Genomic DNA, 22,793 nt, shown 5'->3' on the forward strand with positions numbered 1-22,793 from the left:
AAAGACCATGGAACTCATGGTCTTTTTTTATGCCCTTATCGCTTCATCACCTTTGACAGTTGATCGATTTCAGCGTACAATTTTCATCTGTATGAACAGAAAGGAGTACATCTCATGAACGAATGGTTATGGATCCCTTCCATTTTCTTAACGATGGGATTATTGATTTTCAGTTATTATTTATTTGGTAAGACAGGATTGTTGATGTGGATTGCCATCGCAACAATCATTGCAAACATCCAAGTTACACAAACCGTTGATATTTTCGGTTTCGTCTTTACGTTAGGGAACGTCGTATATGGCAGTTGTTATCTAGCGACAGATATCCTTAATGAAAAATACGGAAAACAGGTCGCTCGTAAAGGCGTCTATATGGGGTTCTTCTCCCTCATCACGACGACCGTTCTCATGCAGTTCAGTCTCTTATATACACCACTTGCTGATAAGGCTGCACTCGAAACATCCGATTCCTTGCATTTATTGTTCGGACTCTTACCATGGATTGCTGTCGGTAGTCTTGCCGCTTATCTTGTCTCGCAACTATTCGATGTCTTTATCTATTCAAAGATCCGTCAGAAGACAGGCGAACGGAAGCTTTGGTTACGGACGACAGGGTCAACTGTATTAAGTCAATTGCTTGATACATTGACGTTTTGTGCGATCGCCTTCCACGATATGCCCTTCTCCATCTGGTGGCAAATCTTCATTACGACGTATCTCGCAAAATTCGTTGTCGCTTGGTTCGCGACACCATTCATGTATTTAGCAAAACGTATCCATCCGACGAAACAATCGACAGACGCTGCCGCATGACCTAAAAAAAACTAGAAGACTTGACGAAATTGTCGGATAATGGGATTGGAGGTGCCTACATGAAAATCAAACGCAATGAACCGTTTCGATATACGCTGAAGACTCCTATAATTGGTGAATTTTACTTGCTCAAAGATGAACAGCGTACACCGAAAGGGTTGATGAAGATTCATAATATCTCACCGAACGGACTAGCAATCAGCACAGAACTAAAACTTCCACTCCTCAAATCAATGAAAATCGTCGTTGAATTCTCATTGATTGAAGGACAAGTGCCACTATGCATCGAAGGGTTTTTATTGCATGAGAAGCCTTCCGGTCCTGGGCGGTTGTACGGTATCCATCTCAATTCGACAACAACTGATCGTGAAAAAATCATTTCACAAGTGAAACAGATCGCGAAATCAGAACGATCCCTTCTTAATGATTAAAATGGCATTGCCCCTACATATGTAAGGGCAATGCCATTTTTTATCGAAACAATTTATGCGTCAAACGTACGGAAGACGACGGCTTCATAAGGTCGAAGCGTGAGTTCATCGGTAACAACGGACCCATCATAGTTTCCTATGACCCGGTCTGACGTATCATGCGTAGACGGAATATTCACATCATGATCCGCAAACGAACAGTAGACATACCAGGTCTCCCCTTCAAGCGTTCGTGAGTAGGCGTATACTTTTGGATGATCTTCGAGTAAGAGTTCATAGCGACCATAGACGACGAGCTCATGGTCATGTCGTAGACGAATCAACTGTTGATAGTAATAAAAGATGGATTGCTCATCTGCAAGCGCCTGTTCGACGTTGATTTCTGGATAGTTCGGATTGACCTTCAACCATGGTGTTCCCGTTGAGAAACCAGCGTTCTCCGACGCATTCCACTGCATCGGTGTCCGCGCATTGTCACGTCCTTTGACATGGATGGAACGTAGTAGTTCAGCCGGTGATGCCCCTTGTTCCGTACGTTCTTTCCACATGTTCCGAATTTCGATATCTTCATAGTCCGCGATGTCTTCAAAAGCGACGTTCGTCATCCCGATTTCCTCGCCTTGATAGATATATGGTGTCCCTTTTAACAAATGCAATAATGTAGCAAGCATTTTAGCTGACTCGACGCGGTACGTCGTGTCATTTCCGAATCGACTAACGACGCGTGGTTGATCGTGGTTATTCCAATAGAGCGAGTTCCAACCCGTCTCATGTAAGGCCGTCTGCCATTTGGTGAAGTTTTGCTTGAGTTTGAGTAAATCGAACGGAATGACGTCCCATTTCCCATTCGGACCTGAATCGAGATCCATATGTTCGAACGTAAAGACCATGTTGACCTCTTTACGTGCCGGATCCGTGTAAAGAATGGCATCATCCGTCGTCGCTCCTGGCATCTCACCGACTGTCAGGACATCGTATTTACCGAAGGAAGCTTCGTTCATCTCGTGTAGAAACTCATGGACACGTGGTCCATTGATATAATGTTCTCCACCATCTCCATACAGTGCTCCTGGATGGACCGTCGCATCTGGTAAGCCGGGTGTCTTCGAAATCAAGTTGATGACGTCCATTCGGAAACCATCAATCCCTCGATCCAACCAACGACGAATCATCCCGTACACATCGTGACGCATCTGCTCATTTTCCCAGTTCAAGTCAGGTTGCTTCTTCGAGAATAAGTGTAAGTAATACTCATTCGTTGTTTCATCATATTCCCAGGCAGGTCCAGAGAAAATCGATCCCCAGTTGTTTGGTAGCGAACCGTCTGGATTTGCTGGGCGCCACATATAATAATCCCGATATGGATTGTCCTTGCTTTGACGCGATTCCGCGAACCACTGATGTTCATCTGACGAATGATTGATGACGAGATCCATGACGATTTTGATATCTCGTGCATGTGCCTCATCTAGAAGACGATCAAAATCTTCCATCGTTCCAAATTCCTTCATGATGGCTTCATAATCACGGATGTCATAGCCATTATCGTCGTTTGGTGAATCATAGACAGGACTCAGCCAGATGACGTCGATACCAAGCGTCTTCAAATAATCCAACTTCTCGATGATTCCGTTCAAATCACCGATTCCATCCCCATTCGAATCATTATAACTACGTGGGTAAATTTGATAAACGACACTATCATGCCACCATTTACGTTCCATCCTCAACACTCTCCTCTTTTATGTACGTACCGTGCTACATATTGAGCAAACGATTGCACCAATTTGTAAAAGCGCTTTCAATTCTCACAACGTCATCTTAACATGTCCATGAGAGGGGCTCAAGCAAGAACCTTAACATATTTGATATCATGAAATATGAAATACAGGTGTTTACTACATCCAAGATGATGGGAAAGAAAGGTATGAGAAAGGAGTGTGGACAAATGTATCGTCGATATTTGCTCTTCCTTGTCTGGGCGATTGCTATTGTCTTCATCTTATTATTTGGAAATAATCGTGTCTTTCCAGAAGGTTTCTTGATTTCGTTTTTACGTTTCGACCAAAGTCAATTTGATACATCCGCGTTAAGTTTATTTGCCTTACTCGGTATTTATCCGTTCGCATTCTTTTTACTATTTCTAGATGAGAAACGATTCATGCGACCCGGACCGCTCGTCGCAAGTATTGGATCGTTCTTCTTAGGCGCCTTCGTGTTGATGCCTTATGTCGCCCTCGCTATTCCAAGGAAAACGTTTCTTCCTTTTCGTCGTCGCGGGTGGATTCCGACCGTCGTCGCCTTACTTAGCGTCGTGACGACATTATTGCTTTGGATTGCTCTTGCTCGATCTGACTGGAGTATATTCCGCATCTACTTTGAGACCAATCAATTCGTTCGAACGATGACTGTCGATTTGTTATTATTCTACATTCTGCAAGTCTATTTGCTCCGGCGCATTCGTCTTCGGAATGCACAGACATTAGAGTGGCAAGACGTGATTCCTCTCTTTGGTTTATTCCGTTATCTATTCGCAAGACATTTACCTTCATCCTCAAAATCTTAATTTATGGTACAATGAAATTTGGATTTTTTGAAAAGGAGCTGTCATCCGATGGAACAATATCATGCACTTTGCGAACACATTTTGGAACACGGAACAAAAAAGGAAGACCGGACGGGAACGGGAACACTCAGCGTGTTTGGTCACCAAATGCGCTTCTCCCTTCAAGATGGTTTTCCTCTCATTACGACGAAAAAGTTACATATGAAGTCGATCATCCATGAGTTGATTTGGTTCATCTCGGGTGATACGAATATTCGTTATCTACAGGAAAATGGTGTGCGGATTTGGAACGAATGGGCCGATGAGAACGGAGATCTAGGTCCTGTTTACGGGGCACAATGGCGCTCTTTTCCACGTCCAGATGGCACGACGGTCGATCAGCTGGCACAAGTCATTGAACAGATCAAAACGAATCCGGATTCTCGTCGTTTGATCGTCAGTGCTTGGAATCCTGGACAAGTCGATGAGATGGCTTTACCGCCCTGTCATCTCTTGTTCCAATTTTATGTCGCTGACGGAAAACTATCATGCCAATTGTATCAACGTTCAGCTGATGTTTTCTTAGGCGTACCATTCAATATTGCATCTTATGCGTTACTGACACATATGATTGCTCATGTGTGTGGACTTGAAGTCGGAGACTTCGTTCATACGCTCGGTGACGCTCATATCTATTCAAATCATATTGAACAAGTCAATCTTCAGTTGACGCGTACTCCGAAAAAATTACCGACGCTGCGCTTCGCTCGAACAGTCGATCGTATCGAAGACTTCCGCTTCGAAGACATCATTATTGAAGGCTATGATCCTGATCCGCACATTAAAGGTGTGGTAGCCGTATGATCACACATATCGTAGCGTATACGAAAAATCATGTCATTGGTCGTGACAATGCGATGCCTTGGCATCTTCCAGCTGATTTGGCTCACTTCAAGCGTACGACGATTGGCAAACCGATCATCATGGGACGAAAGACGTTCGAATCCATCGGACGACCGTTGCCCGGTCGAGAGAACATCGTCATTACGCGCGATCAGACGTTTGCAGCCGAAGGTGTAACGGTATGGCATGATCTATCTGCTTTACAACCATACGTCGATTCAGAAGAAGAAGTCTTTTTGATTGGTGGTGGAGAGTTGTTTGCTCAAACGCTTCCTCTTGCTCGCCGCCTGTATGTCACTGAAATTGATACGGTTCTTTCTGGAGATGTACATTATCCCGAAATCCCATCTTCATTTCAGATTACTTCCGAAACACATTATGATGCGGTCGAGGGAAACGATTATCCGTTTATCATTCGTCGATATGATCAGTAACTAAAAAACAGCCACATTGCTCCGTATGACGGACAAATGTGGCTGTTTTTTTTAAGGAATTTGCATGATCCATTCAGCAATCCATTCCTCCATATCAGAATCGAACTGTGAGGTCATGATATAGTCTGTCGCACCGCATGATAGCGCATTGGCTAAACGATCGTCTTCTTGATTTGTCACGATCAAAGCATCAATGATCGATTCCCGTTGTTGTCTCCACTCCTCTAATCGTACAAAGTTCTCGCTTGCTAACTGATCGAGTGAAAGAATCGCCAATTGTATTGGCGACGTCCGTTGATCGTCTAGCGAAATCACCTCAATATGGTATTTCGGATGATCCGGCATATCAAGCGTATGTACCTGTTTAAGGAATCCTTGCTCGACACGGATATAGACCGGTATTTTTTCGATCGATATCGCTGTTGAATAGGACACCACTTGATTACGGCCGTTACGTTTCGCTTGATACAGTGCTTCATCTGCCTCTGCTGTTGCTTGCGCCAGGGATGTGTGGAGATCAAAAGCAAAAGACAGACCAATCGAAACTGTTACTTTTAATCCATTCGCAAAAATATGGCGCTCGACACGCTCGCGAATTTTATTCATACTCGCAACTGCTTGCGGTACTGTTTCTGCAGAAAACAATAAGATGAATTCCTCACCACCGAAACGAATGAATTCATCATCGAGACGAGCGGCTTGTTGAACGACGGTAGCTAGTTCGGAGAGGACCAAATCCCCCGTTGGATGTCCATGTAAATCATTGATCCGCTTAAAATGATCGATATCAAAAATCGCTAACCCAAATGTCCGCTGTTCACGTTCGAGACGTGCTACGCGACGATCATAGGCACTTTGGAGGTATTTCCGGTTATAAGCTCCCGTCAGTTCATCGACTAAGATCGTCGAAGATACGACCCTTAATTTTCGTAATAGTCTCGCTAGACGAACATGTCGTTCTTCATTCGTCACTGTCTCATCCCAGTAGTCATCAGCTCCCATCTCATAGCTGACTTGACGAATGTCAGACCGGTTCGGACCTACGATGATGACGGGAACGAATGCTGACTCCATTTGTTTGATCAGTTTTTGAGTCAATTCTAAGGATTCCGCGATAGATGCATGGTCGATGATGACAGCATCCATAGCAATATCATGTGATATCGACAACGTGTCTTCCACCGAACTGAAGAATCGTGACATATAGCGCTCCTGTTCGAGCGATTTCTTCCATTTGATATTCTCAAGAAAACGTCTTGTCACAGTGACGACCAATTCTTTTCGAATCCGATTGGCGCGTGAGCGTTCAGACAACTGATCGACGATTGGCCGCAGTAATTCTTTAACGATCGGCTGAGTGATGACCGCATTCATTTGTTCCCACGTCGCTTTTTCCCGACTCACTTGATCGGCAAGTCCTTTAAACAGTTCCTCTCTCCCGAGCCCTTCAAGCCAGCTTGCTAATGCGAGTAATTCTGTCCGTGGCACGGTCGGCATCCGAAGTAACGTCTCCACCATGATGATCGTCTGTTGCAGTTGTTTTTCTATCCGTTTTCGACTCCGTTCCATCCAATCCCCTCTCTTTCCATACATCCGAAGAACCGTCCTCGGATAAAGAGAAAGCGAGGGAATTCCCCCGCTTTTTCATCTCACGCTTTTAAGTTCGGACGGACCATATCTGCTGGTACGATCCATTGATCATATTGTTCTTCTGTTAGTAGACCAGTCGCAAGTGCTGCTTCTTTTAAGGTTGACCCGGATTGATGCGCTGCCTTTGCAATTTTCGCCGCATTCTCATATCCAATGTGCGGGTTGAGTGCAGTGACAAGCATCAACGAACGTTCGACGTTCTCAGCGATGACGGATTGTTCTGGTTCGATTCCGATCGCACAGTGGTCATTGAACGAATGCAAGGCGTCTGTCAGTAAGCGAACGGATTGTATGAAGTTATACATGATGACCGGCTTGAAGACGTTTAGTTCGAAGTTTCCTTGACTTGCAGCAAAACCAATCGTCGCATCGTTTCCAAGGACTTGTGCAGCGACCATCGTCAACGCTTCACTTTGAGTCGGATTGACTTTCCCAGGCATGATTGAGCTTCCCGGCTCATTTTCTGGAATCGTGATTTCGCCGATCCCTGCTCGTGGACCTGATGCGAGCCAGCGAACGTCGTTTGCGATCTTCATCGCGTCCATCGCTAACGCTTTGACCGCACCATGCGTAAAGACGAGTTGATCGTGGCTTGTTAGGGCGTGGAATTTGTTTTCCGCACTCGTGAATTCATATCCCGTTTCTTCACTCATCTTTTGCGCAGCCAAATCACCGAAGTCCGGATGTGCGTTGATGCCCGTTCCAACAGCCGTACCGCCGATTGCTAATTCCGTTAACGGATCAAGCGTCCGTTCGATCATTTGCTTCGAAAGTGCAAGCATCCGGACCCAACCGCTGATTTCTTGACCGAGTGTGATGGGTGTAGCATCTTGCAAGTGTGTCCGTCCGATCTTGACGATATCCGCAAACGCGTTAGCTTTTTCGTCAAGTGTCGCATGCAAAGCATCGATTGCTGGGAATAGTGATTCCAACAAGACTGTCTTCGCCGCTAAATGCATCGCTGTTGGATATGTATCATTTGAACTTTGTGATTTGTTGACGTCATCATTCGGATGAATCGTCGTCTCACTGCCTTGTTCTTTCAACTTGCGTGTCGCGACCCGAGCGACCACTTCGTTGACGTTCATATTTGACTGTGTACCTGAACCCGTTTGCCAAACGACAAGCGGAAACTCATCATCGAATTTCCCCGCGATGATCTCGTCACATACTTCAGCGATGACACCCGCTTTTTCTGCCTCAAGCACGCCTAAGTCGCGGTTCGCAAGCGCCGCTCCTTTTTTCAGGACTGCAAAGGCACGAATGACTTCAATCGGCATTTTTTCCGTTCCGATCTTAAAGTTTTCTAGACTACGTTGTGTTTGTGCGCCCCATTCCTGCGCTTCTGGTACACGAATTTCCCCCATCGTGTCACGTTCTACACGGTATTCCATAAACAAATTCCCCCTTTTGATTATTTCTCTTTTAGTTTAACGCAAAAGTAGACAGAATGGGAATGAGAGAGACAGTTTTGGGGAATAGTTTATTATCGAAAAAGGAGTGAAGATTTCATGTGGTTGATTAACTTAACGATTGTACTGCTTTTGATTCTAGCAAACGGTATTTTTGCGATGACTGAACTCGCTTTGCTTTCCTCAAAACGGTCGAAATTAGAGAAAGCAGCGAATGATGGCAAAAAGTCAGCCCATGTTGCGTTAGAGTTACTCGATCGACCAACCGATCTGTTATCGACTGTTCAAGTTGGCATCACGTTAATCGGCATCGTCAACGGTGCTTTTGGAGGCGCCGCTCTCTCAGGACCGGTCATCAAGTGGCTTGCTCAATTCGCATGGCTCGCTCCTTATGCCAGTACGATCGGCTATATTCTCGTCGTAACGATCATCACCTATATTTCACTCGTCATCGGTGAACTCGTTCCTAAGCGTGTCGCCCTTGTCAGTCCAGAACGGGTCACGATGTGGCTTGCCCCACCGATGCGCTTTTTCTCAATCATTCTTCGACCATTCATTTGGGTTCTAAGTAAGTCGACGAGTTCCATCTTCCGTTTGATTGGTCTGGATCGCCTGCAAACAGAAGATGAGACGGAAGACGAAGTTCGGCAATTACTGATTCGTGGTACGCAAGAAGGAACCTTTAATCGGTCTGAAGCGGAGCAAGTCTCTCGTGTGTTTGATTTTCATGATTTGTACGCGTACGAACTGATGGAGCCGCGTACCGTTACCGAATGGATTGACTTAGCGGATGACTCCGATACGATCTTACAAGAGCTCCGGCAAGCGCGACATCGAAACTTACCGGTTGGTCATGGTGACTTGGATCACTTCGTCGGTTTCATCGATGCGAAAGAGGTGCTATCAACGGAACGACCTGTTCAAGAACTTGAACGGCTGATTCAATCACCGCTGATCGTTCCCCGTCAATTAAAAGCAACCGTCTTGCTTGAACGGATGCGCAAAGAGACGGTATCAATCGCATTTGTTCTCGATGAATACGGTGGTTTCCTCGGCATGATCACCTTATTCGACATCCTCGAAGCATTCGTTGGCGAAATTTCAAGCGTTGAGGAAGAACCGGAACTCGTCATGCGAAAGGATGGCTCCTTCCTAGCGGATGGTCTATTGCACATCGATGATTTAAAGCGGACGCTCGGTTATACAGAAGACTTACCCGGTGAACAGTTGAACGCCTATCATACGGTTGCTGGTTTGATTCTATATACGTTAGGTGATGTCCCCTCTCGTGGGAGTACTGTCGAAATTGGACCGTACCGGTTTGAAGTCGTTGATTTAGACGGACGACGCGTCGACCAAATTCTGATTGAGCGAATCGAACATGAACAAACACCCCTACCGTGAGGATAGGGGTGTTTGTCGTCAATCATGCTTCGTATAATCGTAACGCCTCTCGTGCGACACGATCTGCTTTGTTCTCCGACCGTGGAATCCACTTCACGAAAGCGAGTGGTAAGAGTTGATAACGCGCAAAGGCAGGATCAAAAATCGTCTGCGTTCGTTTGTTCTTGACGAATTCGCGTTCGACTGCGAGTGCAACGGCTTCTGAATCCGTCCGAAACGAAATGACGCTCTCGCCTTGTGCAATCAGTTCGTGCGCCCACTCGACGGCTGTCGCAAAAGCAATAAATTCTGCTTCATGATTATTGATCGCTTGAATTTGATACATTTTTTCCGTGACTTCGCCCTCGGAATTTTTACTAAACAGCCCAACCGCCGCTTCATCATTTGAAGGACGGACCGTACCGTCAAAATAAAGTTCAACCATGTTCAATTGCCGCCTCGATTCCTTTTCGTATCGCTTGTTCATCCAGCCCTTTCCCAATGAAGACGAGCGTCGTCTTTGGTTGTTCGCTAAATGGTTCTCTGATTGCTGTGCCATAAATCATGCCAGTACCTTGTAAAATAACCTTTCGATCCGTATCTGCAAAATGAATGATTCCTTTATAGCGATAGAGATCTTCCGCATACGCTTCTAACACCTCACGTAGGACCATTCCAAATCGATTTCGGTTCAAGGGTCGTTCCTCGACAATCGTCAATGCCGTGAAATCCTCAACCGATTGATGAATCTGATCCGTTTGTTGACTGAGTCGTACTTGCTCTTCTTTTGGAAAATGGAACGTTTCAAACAGTCGGTCCGATTCAAGTTGAGCCTGTTCCGTTTCAATGATAGCTGCAGAAGGATTTCGTTCGCGAAGTAAAGCGGACAACGTTTCGCGCTTTGACTCGTCAATCAAATCCATTTTATTCAAAATCAGGACGTCAGCAAAGCCGATTTGTTTCACATTTTCTTGGAACGTCAGTTGACGTTCCAAGTGATACGCATCGATGACCGTAACGACACTTGAAATCTGATAGGACTGTTCAACAGCCGGCTCAAAGTAGAATGTCTGTAGAATCGGTCCTGGATCAGCAACGCCTGTCGTCTCAATCAATAATCGATCAAACGATAACTCCCCATCTCGACGGCGTTTTGCGATCCGTAGCAACGCATCCCGTAAATCACCGCGAATCGAACAACAAATGCAACCATTCGTCAATTCGATCATCTCTTCGTCACTTCGTTCAATCAATGCTTCATCAATATGAACAGAACCTACTTCATTGACGAGCAAGGCAAACTTTTCTGTCGGTTGAGAAACGAGATGATTGAGTAGCGTAGTTTTACCGGCACCTAAAAAACCAGTAATGACGGTCGTACGTATTTTGTCTTGCATGATTTCACTCCTTAGCGTCCTTGTTGCTGACGCCATTTTTCTTTTCGTGCATCGAGTAGATCAATCGCATGAAGATACCAAGCATCTGTCGTTTGCGGCGTAACACTTGATCCCCACTCGCGTTTACCATGGTGTGATAATACCATATGCATGAGACGGTGATAAACAGCACGAGGTAATCGGATATCTTCTTCTCGAAGTGTTTGTTCGAGAACAAAACAACCATACGGCATATGACCCATCAATACACCGTCCGGATCAAGCGCAATACCCGCCAGTTCTTCCTCTTCTTCTGTTACGTGCAACAGTCTTGAAAAACGATCTGTCGATGCACCCGCATGCGTATACTCCCATAGCTTTCCGATGTCGTGCAATAAAATACCGAGCAACAACTCATTCGGATTCGGTCGTTGATCTAACAGAGCAATCCCTTTTGCCGCTTGATAGAGGGCATCAAAACTGTCATCCCAAGAAAATTGACGTATCTCTCGTTCAGCTGCTTGGAAGAGTTCATTTTTATGATCGGCTTCTGCTTCTTGAATACATTTGAGTAGCGTCAAGTATGGTTGTTCACTATCACAAATTCCTCGACCAATCGTCATCATACAAGCAGTATGTTTCAGCAACCCACCGATATAGGCATGGTGATGAAACAGCGCAGCCGGTCGTGTTGAAAAATCCGCCCAGTACTGTCGCAGAATCGAGAGCGCGATTTCTTGGTAAGGAGAATCAAGTTGACCGACTAGTCCAAGCAACTGATCACGATACGTTTCAAGCGATTCATCTGCTGGTAATTGTGGTAGGAACTGCGTCGGTGAGGCGTCATGAATCGGAGTGACGCGCTGAACGGTCAATGACTTGTTTCCGGATTGCGGCGGATATTCCTCTACCTTTGCCTCGACCCGAACGATCCGTGTTTCGAGATATGGACGAAGTGCTTCTTCTGCCGTTCCTTGATTGATCCACTGTTTCCCCTTACAAGATCCAGCGGGCGAATTGAACGTGAACTGCAGCCACTCTCGTCCGGTTTGACCTGTGCGGATTTCACCCGAGGCAACGAGTAACACTTCTTCGATTCGTTCACCCGAAACAAGCGTCTCTATCGAAAGTCCAATCGGTTGATTCGATTGATGGATGGAAAAAGTATCATTTCCATAAGAAGGCATCGTCACTTCCGGAAGTGCTTTGAATAATTGAATCACGTCATCTCACTCCTTTTTCTTCACTCATATCATAGCAGACACGATTTCATCACGACTACTAGTAAACAGATATTGTAAGCGTTTTCTAAATGAACTATGATGAAACTGGAAGTCCATTTTATGCTTAAGGAGGAGAAACGATGATTCGACCACTTACTCAACTATACAGTGAAGCTGTTGGCACACTCGATCAATGGACGGTATCCGAAATCGTGACCCGCGATCAAATTCGGCAAGCTGTCCAGTTGTACGATCCATATCAAATGCATACGTCGTATGCTTTGGAACATTTGTTGATTCATGAATTGCGTGAGGCTTGTCATTATGTCCAAGAACAAGGGCTAACGTTGGCTGATGCGCAAACAGAGCTTCTCATCCTCTCTGCTTTCCAAAGTGATGCCGGCTATCAAGCAGAGGAAATTCAAGATATGTCTCCCACTGCAATCAAACGGCACTTATCTTCGCTAGACGCCGCCTTCAACCGACTATTACATCAACTATTCTTACATCAATCGCAACCAGACATCCTCTGTCAGCGATTCATGACGATCCTTTCAGGTGCGGTCGCCACAAAATGTGCAATCCGTGCTAAACGCCTCAAGGAAGCGACACTTGTTCATCCATAAAAAAAATCCTGACTCATGTGAGTCAGGATTTTTCATTCAACGACCTGGCATTCCAGCTCCTTGATTGGTTTTGTATGAAAATGCGGCGTTCCGCTTCGTCATATTCTATAGTCATCATGCCAAACTATTCAAGGTCTGTCAATTCTTTTCTAAAAAAAGTGGACCGATTTTCGATTGAAAATCAGTCCGAATGGAAGAGTGAATAATTACCATGGCAATGCTTGATTTCATCATACAATGCAATGGAAGCGTTTACAACCCTTTTTCGTTAAATTTTTTCAAGAAAATATTCGTTTGCGAGTGGCAAGTGGATGACTTCGATTCCACTTTGTCGCATGAGATTCAATCCGTCCCCATATTCATAACCTGTCGAATAAACGACACGATCGATTTTAGAAGCGATGAGCGCTAAACTACACGCATGACACGGACTATGTGTTACATAAGCTGTTGCATGACGAGCGCTCGTCGAATCGGCTGCTAGCTTACCGAGCGCGTTGATTTCAGCATGAATCTCGTGTTGCTTTGACCATTCATGGTGTTCTTCCTGATTTTCGCACCGATAAAAGAGAATCCCGTTTCGTTCAACCAATTCTTCAACAATCGGGTGGTCAGGTCGTGATGTATAGAGAATACCATTTTGCTTTAAGTAAATTTCGTTGCAATTCACATGCTGACTAGGTGTTCCGTTTATTCCAATTGAAATCGGCTTTTCATCCTTGACGATGACACAGGCAACGGATTTTGAGGCACATTTTGAATGACGGTCTGCCATCATCCGTGCGAATAATAACCATGTCGTATCCCATTTCAACTGCTTCTCTTCATTATTCATTCAAACTCTCCTTTCATGAAGGAAAGGAACACGAAATGTCGTGTTCCTTAGTATGGTCGATTCGGTAATTCTCTGCTTTTTGAGGCGACTTCGATGACTTTTTGTTTCAATTCATTCTCCATTCGCTCTAGTTCATGCTCTGCGTCGCGGCGCTTTTGTTTTCCTTCTTGTTGGATGCGTAATGTCTCATCCAGTGTCTCGATCAAGTTTTGGTGCGCCACTTTTAACGATTCAACGGATACGATGCCTTTTTCGTTTTCTTCCGCAATTTCAATTGACGATTCCTTCAGCAACTTCGAATTTTGCTCAAGTAACTGGTTCGTCGTATTGGTGACATCCTTCTGCATTTCAAGCGCTGCTTTTTGACGCGACAGACTCAAAGATAGGACAACTTGGTTCTTCCAAAGTGGAATCGTATTGACGACTGCTGATTCAATTTTTTCCGCTAGAATTTGGTTATTTTGTTGAATGACACGAATTTGCGGTGCCATCTGCAAGCTAATCGTTCGGGATAATTTTAAATCATGGATTTTCTTTTCAAAACGATCCGTCAATTGAATCAAGTCATTCAATTCCTGTAGCTTTGTTTGATCCCGCGATACCTCGACTTCCGTTCGTAGCGGTTCGATTTCATGTTGACGAACGTGAGCGATTTTCGTCTCGCCAGCCGCAATATAAACGTTTAATTCTTCAAAATAACGCTTGTTCTTTTGATACATTTGATCGAGTAACGTGATGTCCTTCATCAATCCAAATTTTGATCGATCAAGATTGTGTACGACTTCTTCGAGATAAGCGCTCATTTTCTCGTATTGTAAGAAATACGTTTCCGCTTTTTTCTTCGCCCGACCGATGACCGGCACGTTCGACCAGAAGCTCTTTTTTTCTTGAAGTGTATCTGGATCCATTTGGCGGACACGCTGCATTAAGTCACTCAGCAATTTCCCTGCTTCCCCGCCGTCCTTCATCTTCACTTCACTTAAGACTTGATCAGAGAATTGGGATAGTTCACGCTGGACGGGCGCCCCGAATTGCATGACGGCATCCGTTTTTTGTAGATCGATCACCTGCAGTAGACGTTCAATCTTTTGTCGTTGTTCTGCCGGAACATCCGAAGGAATCATTTCTTCGACAGGGCGAGCCGGCATTTTAGGCGGTGTCTCCGCTACGTTTAAGTCGACCGACGGATCAGAAATCGTCGGTTGATCTTGCTCATCAGGCCATTGTTGCCATGTATCTTTATCAGAATGGGTCATGTCGGTAACTCTCCTCCTGTTTTCGTTGTTCAGTCTCTTGCGTCAACACCTTTTCAATCGTCAAGAGTTCCCGTTCTAAATCAACGGTATCCCCTTCAAGCAACAAGGTTTGTTGTTGCTTTAATTTTTGTCCGATCATTTTCAAGTTCGAAATCAATTGATTTTTCGTATCCAATTGAACTTGAGCGCCACGGCGTTCCAAATCGGCATATTTTTCTGAAATCGACAATAAGGAATCCAGATAGAACGTAAAGAAGTCCCGAACTTTTTTGACGTCGCGTGGACTTTCATATAACTCCTCGAACAAGACATGTGCTTCCCGTGAGACGATCCGCATCTCACTTCTGATTTCACCATCTCGAATCGAGGGAACGATTTGATCGTACGTCTGGATTTTAGTGAATCCTTCTTCGATCGTCCGTTGCAATACTTGAAGTTCTAAATCATCCGTCTCTTCAAATCGGCGTGTCGCCCGTTCCGGTTTTAAAATGACACTTCCGACGAACTCATCTTCGTCATCAAGTAGTAATTTCTTTTTCACATTTTTCCGCTTGATTTCGGTCGATTTCCGTTCTGTCCGATATCGTCGACCTGGTTTTGTTCGATAACCGCTCCAAATGAACCACAAACCAAGAGCGATGAAGATTCCCGAGAAGTTGAACGTATCGGCCAATTGTAGAAATACGAACATCATACCGATGGAACCAAATATCCACCATGAAGACTTCATGTCATCCCCTCTTCCTTCGTACTGATTCTTCTATCAGGTTTACGTGTCTTTATTTTAACATTACGTAACGTCTAACAAAAAGTTTCCCGTTTTTCCGAAATGTTACGCCTCGTGTATTTATATTTCAACATACTTTTAAAAATATCGCATCAGACCGAAGAATGAACTATCCGTTCTTTCTTTCGCATGATTCTTTTGACAACAAATAAGGTAGTCGACAATTTTGTCGACTACCCTAAAAAAGTGATCAATTATCCGAATAATGGCCATACAAGAATGATCAAAATCGCGATCGGACTCAAGTAACAAACACTCACACGCCACACAGGTACGATTTTTTTCATGAATGGACTCGTCACGAGTTCCTGTTCGACAAGAGTACGATCGAGCTTGTACCCAGCAAAAATCGAAATCAGTAAAGCACCAATCGGCATTAAAATATTCGAGACAAGGAAATCAACGCTGTCAAAGAACGTTTTCCCCATGAATTGAGCATCACTCAACATCCCGAACGAGAGTGCGGACGGAATTCCGACGATCGCAATCGCAAGTGTCGCAAGCCATGTCGTCCGCTTTTTATCACGCGATGTCGCATTTTCCTTACGATCCGTTAATGAAGCAACAACGACCTCAAGCATAGCGATCGATGAAGTGATCGATGCGAAAGCAAATAGAAGGAAGAACAGTGTCAAGAACAACGAGCCAAACTGGATCTGACTGAAAACAGTCGGCAATACGATGAAAAGCAATGCCGGTCCTTCTGCAGGGTCAAGACCTGAAGCAAAAACAGCTGGGAAAATCGCGAATCCAGCTAATAATGAGACCGCGACATTCATCGCGACGATCCATGCGGCGGAACGATTAATCTCGCCACGTTCCTTCATGTAGGAAGCATACGTCAGCATCGCCGATACACCGAGCGATAAGGAGAAGAACGCTTGGCCAAGCGCACTCAGGACAGAAGTTCGGTTGAGGACCGAAAAATCAGGCTGTATGAAGAATTTAACACCTTCCATTGCACCATCAAGTGTCAATGATCGAACGACAAGGATGATGAAGCACACGAATAATAATGGCATCATGATTTTACTCATTTTTTCAATACCGGATTGAACACCACGTAAGACGATCCAACATGTCAAAGCGAGGAAAATCAATTGCCCTGAAATGACATATAACGGTGAGGCGGAAATCGTTCCGAACAATTCACCAAGCGCACCACTGTCCATCGTCGTCAGGCGACCTGTGAAACCAAGAATGGTATAAATCAAGACCCATCCTCCGATGACGCTGTAGAAAGAGAGCAACAAGAAACAGGCGATGACACCAAGTACACCAATGAATGTGAACTTCTTATGTCCAAGTGCCGAGAACGCTTGAAGTGCTGTTTTTCCACTCGCACGACCGATTAAAAACTCGGCAATTAAAACGGGCAGTCCAAGTAATAAGGTAAACACTAGGAACAAGAGTAAAAACGCGCCTCCTCCGTTCGTTCCAGTCGTGTACGGGAATTTCCAGATGGCCCCCAGACCAATGGCGGATCCCGCTGCTGCTAAAATAAATCCAACTTTTGAAGCCCATGCGTTTCCTTTCATGGTGCTCCACCTCCTTTTCAAAATACTTTTTCATTGTACAGAAAGAATCATTGAAAGTCATCCTTTATCAAATATTTTCTTTAAAGCGTCAAAGCATAACCGCATATATGTACTGAAAGATAAAAAGAAGGCCGTTTTTTATGACGACCTTCTTTTCATTCATTACTTTATATTATTGTGTGCCTCCATACATGCGCAGATACTCCGGCAATACTTTAACTGTAACCGGCGTATGGATGGCTTTCTCACCATCTGTATCGATGACTTTTGCGTCTTTTGTTTTCAACTGAAACCCACTCGTCAAGATATGTGTAAAGGAAGGATCATTGGCAAGACCAATTTTTTGAAGGATCACATCTCGAATGGTTGTCAAGTTTACTTCATCGACGATCACTAAATCAAGTTTGCCGTCATTATAGGCTCCATCTGATAAGTTCGTCTCGATTCCACCGAGCGATTCTCCGTTTGCTGCAAGAATGAGAACCGCTTCGCCGGTCATGTGACGGCCTTCATCTAAAATCAGTTCATATTCGAAGGGTTGTGCTTCTAGACTTGAGCGAATCGTCGATAGATAATACCCCATCTTCCCGAGGCGTGCTTTTTCTTCTGTATCGATGCCAATCGATGCCTCTGCGACAAGACCGACACCAAGGAAATTCAAGAAATAACTATTTTCGACTTGTCCGAGATCGACCTGAACAACGTGTTGCATCGCGATCGCTTCTGCAGCAAGCCGAGGAGCCATCGGTAAGCCAAGCGTTCGAGCGAAGTCGTTACAAGTCCCTCCAGGAATGATACCGAGTATCGGGCGATCATCCAGTTTTGCGACCCCGTTGATTGTCTCGAACACCGTTCCATCTCCACCGATGACGACGACCGCATCAAATGCGGACGAATCTTCCGCAAATTGCATCGCATCTCCAGCTTGCTTTGTATTCTTGATGACGATTTCATCGAATAATGTACTTAATGGTTCGATGACTTCTCCAAGTAACCCGGTGCCGTTCGTCCCAGCTGTCGGGTTACTGATCAGTAAAAGTTTCATTGAATGACGCCTTCCTTCTTCAGGTAATCACGAGCGACCTCATTCGCCGTCTTTCCGCCGTATGCGACAGCTTCATTCATTTTTGACATCTCTTCATCTGAAATTTTACCTGACAATTGCTCAAGTGCTTGTTTTACTTCTGGATACTCCTCGATCGTCTCTTGTCGCAGAAGAGGAGCTCCTTCATATGGAGGGAATAGTTGCTGATCGTCTTTTAAGACGACCATGTCGTATTTCGCAATCTCCGGATCTGTCGAGTAAGCATCAATGACATCGATCTCACCTGACTCAATTGCTTTATAGCGCAATTTTGGTTCCATCGTGACGACTTTCTGGAAATTAACATCATATTTATCTTGAATCCCTTTATACCCATCCTGTCGGTCCTTAAATTCTAATGTGAATCCAGCTGTCAACTGATTCGCGACCTGTTTTAAATCAGAGATCGTCTTCAAATCGTAACGGTCTGCTAATTTCTTTGGAACAGCTACAGCATAGGTATTGTTATAGTTCATCGGTGGTAGCAAGGCTAAATCTTGTTTTTCAAGACCGGCTTTTGCCTGTTCATACACTTCTTTTGCATCATTCGACTTCGGTTTTTCATTCGTCAAACTAGCGAGCACCGTTCCTGTAAACTCTGGATACGCATCAATATCACCTGATTCGAGTGCCTTATAGACGAAGGTCGTCTTCCCGAAGTTCGGTTTGACTTGTACCGTCAAATCCGTTTCATCTTCAATGACAATCTTATACATGTTCATTAAAATTTCCGGTTCTACACCTAGTTTTCCAGCGACGACGAGATCTGGTCGTTCACTACGACCGAAGGCAAAAGGTGCGACGACGATCGCAACCATTAAGACAACTGCCGTTACGAGACGTGCTGTTTGTCGTTTACGAGTCGCTACTTCCGTTTGACGTAATAAGCCATCAAATAAAAGCGCGAGCAGTGCTGCCGGAATCGCACCGAGCAATAATAGATAGTTATCGTTACGGTCAATCCCGAGGAGAATGATCGAGCCTAATCCTCCAGCACCAATCAAGGCAGCAATCGTCGCTGTACCAATGATCAGTACCATCGCGGTCCGAATCCCGGCCATCATGACAGGTAAAGCTAGTGGGAGCTCGACTTTCCAAAGGCTCTGCATCGGAGTCATCCCACATGCACGTGCCGCTTCCTTAATTGAAGGATCGACTTCAGCAAGCCCTGTATAAGTGTTTCGAACGATCGGTAATAAAGAATACAAGACAAGTGCAATGATCGACGGTACTGTACCAATCCCGACAAGTGGTATCATCAAACCGAGTAATGCGAGTGATGGAATCGTTTGGATGACTGAGGTCACACCAATCGACCACTCACTCAGACGTTTGTTACGTGATAAGTAAATCCCAAGCGGAATAGCGATTACACAGGCAATGAGCAAGGAGATAACAGATAATTGGATATGTTCGATCAACGCTTGAAGCAATTCAGTCTTCCGGTCTTGATACGTTTCGATCAATCCATTCATTCGACACTCCCCCTGACTTGACGCATGAATTCTTGAACGAACGGATCGTTACTTGCTAATACCTCTTCCTTTGTACCGATGAAAGCAATCTCTCCAGCGTTCATCAGACAGATACGACTGCCTAGTTTCAACGCTTCGTTCATATCGTGCGTGACGAACAAAATTGTTTTACCAAGCTCTTCGTTTAGATGCAACAAATCATTTTGTAGTTGTTCACGTGAAATGGGATCAAGCGCAGAAAATGGTTCGTCCATCAAGATGACGTCTTGTTCTGCTGCGAGTGCCCGCATAACCCCAACACGTTGTTGTTGTCCACCAGAGAGTTCACTTGGATATTTTTTCTTAAGTGAGGTATTTAACCCAGTCAACCGAAATAATTCATCGACCCGTTGTACTACTTTCTCCTTATTCCACTTCAATAACTCAGGCACGACGCTGACGTTCTCCTCAATCGTCATATGTGGAAAGAGGGCAATCTGTTGTAAGACATAGCCAATTCGCCGACGGAGTTCATGTTCATTGATCGACATGATCGGTTCACCATCGATCCAAATTTGTCCTTCCGTATGATCAATCAATCGATTGACCATTTTCATCGTCGTTGTTTTACCGCACCCTGAAGGGCCAATCAAACAAAAAATCTCGCCTTGTTCAACCGTAAAATTCACGTGTTGCACTGCCTTTGTTCCGTCTGCATACGTTTTGCCGACATCCTTGAATTCAATCACGAACCATCCCTCGTTTCCCGGTTTATTATCTTTGTAAAATTCCCCTTTCTTAGACATTCTAAAACCTATTCCGTTCACTCTTTCCCCTGTTTTCTAAATCCAACATCGAACAGATCGTTATTATATTCTTCATCAAAACAAAAAAGACGATGGAAACTATCCATCGCCTAACCATATACGTCTCTTATTCGAACGTCACCGTGACTTGACGGCGACCCCATTCTAAAGCTTCTTGTTTTGAACCGACAAGAAGATCCATGATTTTCCCGCGAATCGCACCACCTGTATCAAGCGCAATCGCATCGCCGAAACCTTCTACATGTACCTTAGTTCCAAGCGGTACGACCGATGGATCGACAGCAACGATGCGACGTCCTTCGTATGTAATCGTATTCGTGACGTCATAACCCGATGCCGTTAAGGCACGACCATTATACAAACGGCTTCCATTGTTTTCTGGATTCGTCGTATATGCTGTCGTCTCAAATGTTTCCGTACGTTTTGTGGAACGGTCAGCGTTTGCTTGTGTTCGACTTTGTTTCTTTACCTGTTGTGCTTCCTTTTTGGCTTCTTGTGCTGCTTTTGCTTTTTGCTCTGCTTTTGCTTTTTGCTTAGCCAAGGCTTTTAGACGCGCTTGTTTTTTCGCCTCTGCTTGTTCACGCTTTTCTTGAGCAGCTTGACGTTTCATCTCTAATGGATTTTGTACGATCGTCTTCTCCGTACCGATCCCGATTTGTGCTGCCGATGCTTCATGATGCGGCAAAAGAATAAATATGAATCCCGTTAAACAAAGGGATAAAAGGAATGATGTTCGTTTCATGTTGATGCCAACCTTTCTCGCCGTTTTACGACCCGCACAACGTATCATGGTGACAAATAGTTTGAAAAGCGAACACTATAAATTGAAATATATCTGTCAAAAAGTAACGAAATGGTTACACGCTTACAAAAAACGCTCTCAATCGTTGTGTATCAACGTTTTTATATTTTGTAACCGTTCTGTTACGAATTAGTCTTTGTTACTCTTTTGTAATAAATGTATCTTTTCGATGTTTTCAGTCATTTTGTCCAATTCTTCAAAAATTAAAAGAATGTATGATTTCATTATTATTCAGTTCACTGGATGAACATAAAAAAGCACACCAATTATATGGTGTGCTTTCATACATTATTTTGTTTTACGTTCTAACAATTCAATCTCTGACTTTAATAAGACTTGTTTTTCGAACTCTAAGCCGAGTGCCTCAAAGTTTTTCGTGTGGGATACATCACCAACGACCGTATTCGTCAATACAGCCGTTACTTCTGCTACCCAGCCTTCTTTCGTTTTTACCATATCGCCAACGATATAATCGAATAACTCTTCTGTTTCTTCCATTTGACTCATCTCCTGACACGTTCAATTACAGTTAATCATATAAAATAACGACCGAAAAAGCTAGTCACGCGTCAATTGAGCTAAGAACTGGCGCAAGATTTTAGCAGTTAGTCCCCAAATCAGATAGTCCCCGTGCTCATAAAAATGCTCCGTGACTGTATACGTACGATCCAGGTATGCTTCTCGATTCGCCATTCGTTCGGTCGGCACTTCCTTACCAGGGCGAATCCGCCACTCCATATCTCCTTTAATCGGCTTCGAAGTCATTAATTCCGTTAATGACACGAGAAACACATGATCGACTTCGGCCGGAGAAGGATTAAAGTCTGTCGCATGGAGAATGCCAAGATACGGGTAAATGATCGACCGGTTCGGTGTCACGAGTGGTTCTAGCGTTCCAATCACTTCAATCTCAGAAGCACTGACATTTAATTCTTCGACTGTTTCACGGATAGCCGCTGCTTTCGGTAATTCACCGCCATCGATCCGACCACCCGGAAAAGCGATTTCACCTGGTTGCGAACGTAATGTCTTGGCTCGTACTTGAAATAACAAATAGACTTCGCCATCCTGCTCAACTAACGGAACGAGTACGGCTGCCGCATGACGAGGTAAACGTTCTTCAGAATCTACGTAATGCTTTCGGATATCGGCTAAGTTCACCTGTTTCATCGCCCTTCTTGTGCAACGTGTTGGTACGCCTCTTCCAGATGGCGCATACGGACGATGAGATCCGCATTCTTAGCAATCCGGTCCGATAAAATCGATCCTGCTACCGTCTTGTAATAGGCGTTTAAGGCATGTCGTTTCGTCAGATGTGCCTCGTTCTGACGGATGTATTCCTTAAAATTCGCAATCAATCGTTCTGTCGTAAAAAGTTGTTCGTTCACAAGTTTCATCCTTTCACACGTCAAGC

General features: G+C 44.6%; 24 protein-coding genes. 7 read left to right on the forward strand and 17 right to left on the reverse strand.

The annotated features are described in order from the left end of the window. Positions 1 to 114 precede the first annotated feature (114 nt). Both AC3B4V_RS04460 and AC3B4V_RS04465 read left to right on the forward strand, forming a co-directional pair. A complete protein-coding gene (locus AC3B4V_RS04460) occupies positions 115 to 813 on the forward strand; it encodes a queuosine precursor transporter (RefSeq protein ID WP_029341956.1) in 699 nt (232 codons plus the stop codon). Between the two features lie 59 nt (positions 814 to 872). Further along, positions 873 to 1,244, forward strand: a complete 372-nt coding sequence (locus AC3B4V_RS04465; protein WP_214747276.1) for a PilZ domain-containing protein — start codon at positions 873 to 875, stop codon at positions 1,242 to 1,244. A 53-nt stretch (positions 1,245 to 1,297) separates the two neighbouring features. Here AC3B4V_RS04465 and AC3B4V_RS04470 read toward each other — a convergent pair whose 3' ends face one another. Beyond that, positions 1,298 to 2,968 (reverse strand): glycoside hydrolase family 13 protein, encoded by a 1,671-nt coding sequence (locus AC3B4V_RS04470; protein ID WP_488377900.1) that lies wholly within the window; start codon positions 2,966 to 2,968, stop codon positions 1,298 to 1,300. A gap of 224 nt (positions 2,969 to 3,192) precedes the next feature. Between AC3B4V_RS04470 and AC3B4V_RS04475 the strand changes: the two genes are divergently transcribed. From AC3B4V_RS04475 to AC3B4V_RS04485, 3 genes are read left to right on the forward strand one after another with little or no spacing between them, the layout of a single operon-like run. Beyond that, the gene (locus tag AC3B4V_RS04475) at positions 3,193 to 3,810 is read left to right on the forward strand and encodes a hypothetical protein (RefSeq protein WP_488377901.1); all 618 of its coding nucleotides are present in this window, start codon (positions 3,193 to 3,195) and stop codon (positions 3,808 to 3,810) included. Between the two features lie 48 nt (positions 3,811 to 3,858). Beyond that, on the forward strand, positions 3,859 to 4,653 hold the full coding sequence (locus tag AC3B4V_RS04480) for a thymidylate synthase (RefSeq protein WP_055968468.1): 795 nt from the start codon (positions 3,859 to 3,861) through the stop codon (positions 4,651 to 4,653). Next, entirely contained in the window at positions 4,650 to 5,126 is a 477-nt protein-coding gene (locus tag AC3B4V_RS04485) for a dihydrofolate reductase (protein WP_064299692.1), read from the forward strand. The genes AC3B4V_RS04480 and AC3B4V_RS04485 overlap by 4 nt, the downstream gene beginning before the upstream one ends. Before the next feature lie 51 nt (positions 5,127 to 5,177). Here the strand turns inward: AC3B4V_RS04485 and AC3B4V_RS04490 are convergent, their stop codons facing one another. Both AC3B4V_RS04490 and fumC read right to left on the reverse strand, forming a co-directional pair. Continuing rightward, entirely contained in the window at positions 5,178 to 6,695 is a 1,518-nt protein-coding gene (locus tag AC3B4V_RS04490) for a GGDEF domain-containing protein (RefSeq protein WP_214859860.1), read from the reverse strand. A gap of 80 nt (positions 6,696 to 6,775) precedes the next feature. After that, complete coding sequence (fumC, locus tag AC3B4V_RS04495; RefSeq protein ID WP_488377902.1) at positions 6,776 to 8,170, reverse strand: class II fumarate hydratase; 1,395 nt, start codon at positions 8,168 to 8,170, stop codon at positions 6,776 to 6,778. Positions 8,171 to 8,287: 117 nt separating this feature from the next. Between fumC and AC3B4V_RS04500 the strand changes: the two genes are divergently transcribed. Further along, entirely contained in the window at positions 8,288 to 9,592 is a 1,305-nt protein-coding gene (locus AC3B4V_RS04500) for a hemolysin family protein (RefSeq protein ID WP_488377903.1), read from the forward strand. Positions 9,593 to 9,614: 22 nt separating this feature from the next. Here the strand turns inward: AC3B4V_RS04500 and AC3B4V_RS04505 are convergent, their stop codons facing one another. The 3 genes from AC3B4V_RS04505 to AC3B4V_RS04515 are packed head-to-tail and all read right to left on the reverse strand — an operon-like array spanning position 9,615 to position 12,170. After that, the gene (locus AC3B4V_RS04505) at positions 9,615 to 10,016 is read right to left on the reverse strand and encodes a reverse transcriptase-like protein (protein ID WP_214857883.1); all 402 of its coding nucleotides are present in this window, start codon (positions 10,014 to 10,016) and stop codon (positions 9,615 to 9,617) included. Then, positions 10,009 to 10,968: a CobW family GTP-binding protein gene (locus AC3B4V_RS04510; protein WP_023468590.1), complete on the reverse strand. Its 960-nt coding sequence runs from the start codon at positions 10,966 to 10,968 to the stop codon at positions 10,009 to 10,011. The genes AC3B4V_RS04505 and AC3B4V_RS04510 overlap by 8 nt, the downstream gene beginning before the upstream one ends. An 11-nt stretch (positions 10,969 to 10,979) precedes the next feature. Continuing rightward, positions 10,980 to 12,170, reverse strand: coding sequence for an HD domain-containing protein (locus AC3B4V_RS04515; protein ID WP_064299689.1), 1,191 nt, complete (start codon positions 12,168 to 12,170; stop codon positions 10,980 to 10,982). Between the two features lie 140 nt (positions 12,171 to 12,310). Here AC3B4V_RS04515 and AC3B4V_RS04520 point away from each other — a divergent pair, with 140 nt between their 5' ends. Then, positions 12,311 to 12,796 carry a hypothetical protein gene (locus AC3B4V_RS04520; protein ID WP_064299688.1) on the forward strand — a complete coding sequence of 162 codons (486 nt, stop codon included), beginning with the start codon at positions 12,311 to 12,313 and terminating at the stop codon, positions 12,794 to 12,796. 268 nt (positions 12,797 to 13,064) lie between these two features. Here the strand turns inward: AC3B4V_RS04520 and AC3B4V_RS04525 are convergent, their stop codons facing one another. From AC3B4V_RS04525 to yvfG, 11 genes are all read right to left on the reverse strand, one after another. Continuing rightward, on the reverse strand, positions 13,065 to 13,631 hold the full coding sequence (locus AC3B4V_RS04525) for a deoxycytidylate deaminase (protein ID WP_214859858.1): 567 nt from the start codon (positions 13,629 to 13,631) through the stop codon (positions 13,065 to 13,067). 47 nt (positions 13,632 to 13,678) lie between these two features. Next, positions 13,679 to 14,887 carry a toxic anion resistance protein gene (locus tag AC3B4V_RS04530; RefSeq protein WP_023468594.1) on the reverse strand — a complete coding sequence of 403 codons (1,209 nt, stop codon included), beginning with the start codon at positions 14,885 to 14,887 and terminating at the stop codon, positions 13,679 to 13,681. Continuing rightward, entirely contained in the window at positions 14,874 to 15,617 is a 744-nt protein-coding gene (locus tag AC3B4V_RS04535; RefSeq protein WP_050677413.1) for a 5-bromo-4-chloroindolyl phosphate hydrolysis family protein, read from the reverse strand. Before AC3B4V_RS04535 ends, AC3B4V_RS04530 begins: the two co-directional genes overlap by 14 nt. Positions 15,618 to 15,868: 251 nt before the next feature. Continuing rightward, entirely contained in the window at positions 15,869 to 17,212 is a 1,344-nt protein-coding gene (locus tag AC3B4V_RS04540) for a sodium-dependent transporter (protein WP_488377904.1), read from the reverse strand. A 172-nt stretch (positions 17,213 to 17,384) separates the two neighbouring features. Continuing rightward, positions 17,385 to 18,257: a diacylglycerol/lipid kinase family protein gene (locus AC3B4V_RS04545; protein ID WP_035396868.1), complete on the reverse strand. Its 873-nt coding sequence runs from the start codon at positions 18,255 to 18,257 to the stop codon at positions 17,385 to 17,387. Continuing rightward, positions 18,254 to 19,771 carry an ABC transporter permease/substrate-binding protein gene (locus AC3B4V_RS04550; protein ID WP_064299686.1) on the reverse strand — a complete coding sequence of 506 codons (1,518 nt, stop codon included), beginning with the start codon at positions 19,769 to 19,771 and terminating at the stop codon, positions 18,254 to 18,256. The genes AC3B4V_RS04545 and AC3B4V_RS04550 overlap by 4 nt, the downstream gene beginning before the upstream one ends. Continuing rightward, a complete protein-coding gene (locus AC3B4V_RS04555) occupies positions 19,768 to 20,499 on the reverse strand; it encodes an ABC transporter ATP-binding protein (protein ID WP_214857889.1) in 732 nt (243 codons plus the stop codon). Before AC3B4V_RS04555 ends, AC3B4V_RS04550 begins: the two co-directional genes overlap by 4 nt. A gap of 184 nt (positions 20,500 to 20,683) precedes the next feature. Further along, positions 20,684 to 21,319 carry a 3D domain-containing protein gene (locus tag AC3B4V_RS04560; RefSeq protein WP_064299685.1) on the reverse strand — a complete coding sequence of 212 codons (636 nt, stop codon included), beginning with the start codon at positions 21,317 to 21,319 and terminating at the stop codon, positions 20,684 to 20,686. A 348-nt stretch (positions 21,320 to 21,667) separates the two neighbouring features. Next, the gene (locus AC3B4V_RS04565) at positions 21,668 to 21,877 is read right to left on the reverse strand and encodes a hypothetical protein (RefSeq protein ID WP_023468601.1); all 210 of its coding nucleotides are present in this window, start codon (positions 21,875 to 21,877) and stop codon (positions 21,668 to 21,670) included. Positions 21,878 to 21,937: 60 nt separating this feature from the next. Beyond that, entirely contained in the window at positions 21,938 to 22,549 is a 612-nt protein-coding gene (locus tag AC3B4V_RS04570) for an NUDIX hydrolase (RefSeq protein WP_058704911.1), read from the reverse strand. Then, positions 22,546 to 22,767, reverse strand: coding sequence for a protein YvfG (gene yvfG, locus AC3B4V_RS04575; RefSeq protein ID WP_023468603.1), 222 nt, complete (start codon positions 22,765 to 22,767; stop codon positions 22,546 to 22,548). Before yvfG ends, AC3B4V_RS04570 begins: the two co-directional genes overlap by 4 nt. Positions 22,768 to 22,793 lie beyond the last annotated feature (26 nt).

Source organism: Exiguobacterium sp. E17S (genome assembly GCF_057772545.1).

Bases quoted from the DNA above. Each gene is read 5' to 3' on its own strand.
- AC3B4V_RS04490 (WP_214859860.1), bottom strand. From the start codon at position 6,695: ATGGAACGGAGTCGAAAACGGATAGAAAAACAACTGCAACAGACGATC.
- AC3B4V_RS04570 (WP_058704911.1), bottom strand. From the start codon at position 22,549: ATGAAACAGGTGAACTTAGCCGATATCCGAAAGCATTACGTAGATTCT.
- AC3B4V_RS04550 (WP_064299686.1), bottom strand. From the start codon at position 19,771: ATGAATGGATTGATCGAAACGTATCAAGACCGGAAGACTGAATTGCTT.
- AC3B4V_RS04510 (WP_023468590.1), bottom strand. From the start codon at position 10,968: ATGCAAGACAAAATACGTACGACCGTCATTACTGGTTTTTTAGGTGCC.
- AC3B4V_RS04475 (WP_488377901.1), top strand. From the start codon at position 3,193: ATGTATCGTCGATATTTGCTCTTCCTTGTCTGGGCGATTGCTATTGTC.
- AC3B4V_RS04470 (WP_488377900.1), bottom strand. From the start codon at position 2,968: ATGGAACGTAAATGGTGGCATGATAGTGTCGTTTATCAAATTTACCCA.
- AC3B4V_RS04505 (WP_214857883.1), bottom strand. From the start codon at position 10,016: ATGGTTGAACTTTATTTTGACGGTACGGTCCGTCCTTCAAATGATGAA.
- AC3B4V_RS04500 (WP_488377903.1), top strand. From the start codon at position 8,288: ATGTGGTTGATTAACTTAACGATTGTACTGCTTTTGATTCTAGCAAAC.
- AC3B4V_RS04560 (WP_064299685.1), bottom strand. From the start codon at position 21,319: ATGAAACGAACATCATTCCTTTTATCCCTTTGTTTAACGGGATTCATA.
- AC3B4V_RS04540 (WP_488377904.1), bottom strand. From the start codon at position 17,212: ATGAAAGGAAACGCATGGGCTTCAAAAGTTGGATTTATTTTAGCAGCA.
- AC3B4V_RS04525 (WP_214859858.1), bottom strand. From the start codon at position 13,631: ATGAATAATGAAGAGAAGCAGTTGAAATGGGATACGACATGGTTATTA.
- AC3B4V_RS04480 (WP_055968468.1), top strand. From the start codon at position 3,859: ATGGAACAATATCATGCACTTTGCGAACACATTTTGGAACACGGAACA.
- AC3B4V_RS04565 (WP_023468601.1), bottom strand. From the start codon at position 21,877: ATGGAAGAAACAGAAGAGTTATTCGATTATATCGTTGGCGATATGGTA.
- AC3B4V_RS04460 (WP_029341956.1), top strand. From the start codon at position 115: ATGAACGAATGGTTATGGATCCCTTCCATTTTCTTAACGATGGGATTA.
- fumC (WP_488377902.1), bottom strand. From the start codon at position 8,170: ATGGAATACCGTGTAGAACGTGACACGATGGGGGAAATTCGTGTACCA.
- AC3B4V_RS04520 (WP_064299688.1), top strand. From the start codon at position 12,311: ATGATTCGACCACTTACTCAACTATACAGTGAAGCTGTTGGCACACTC.
- AC3B4V_RS04545 (WP_035396868.1), bottom strand. From the start codon at position 18,257: ATGAAACTTTTACTGATCAGTAACCCGACAGCTGGGACGAACGGCACC.
- AC3B4V_RS04535 (WP_050677413.1), bottom strand. From the start codon at position 15,617: ATGAAGTCTTCATGGTGGATATTTGGTTCCATCGGTATGATGTTCGTA.
- AC3B4V_RS04465 (WP_214747276.1), top strand. From the start codon at position 873: ATGAAAATCAAACGCAATGAACCGTTTCGATATACGCTGAAGACTCCT.
- AC3B4V_RS04530 (WP_023468594.1), bottom strand. From the start codon at position 14,887: ATGACCCATTCTGATAAAGATACATGGCAACAATGGCCTGATGAGCAA.
- AC3B4V_RS04485 (WP_064299692.1), top strand. From the start codon at position 4,650: ATGATCACACATATCGTAGCGTATACGAAAAATCATGTCATTGGTCGT.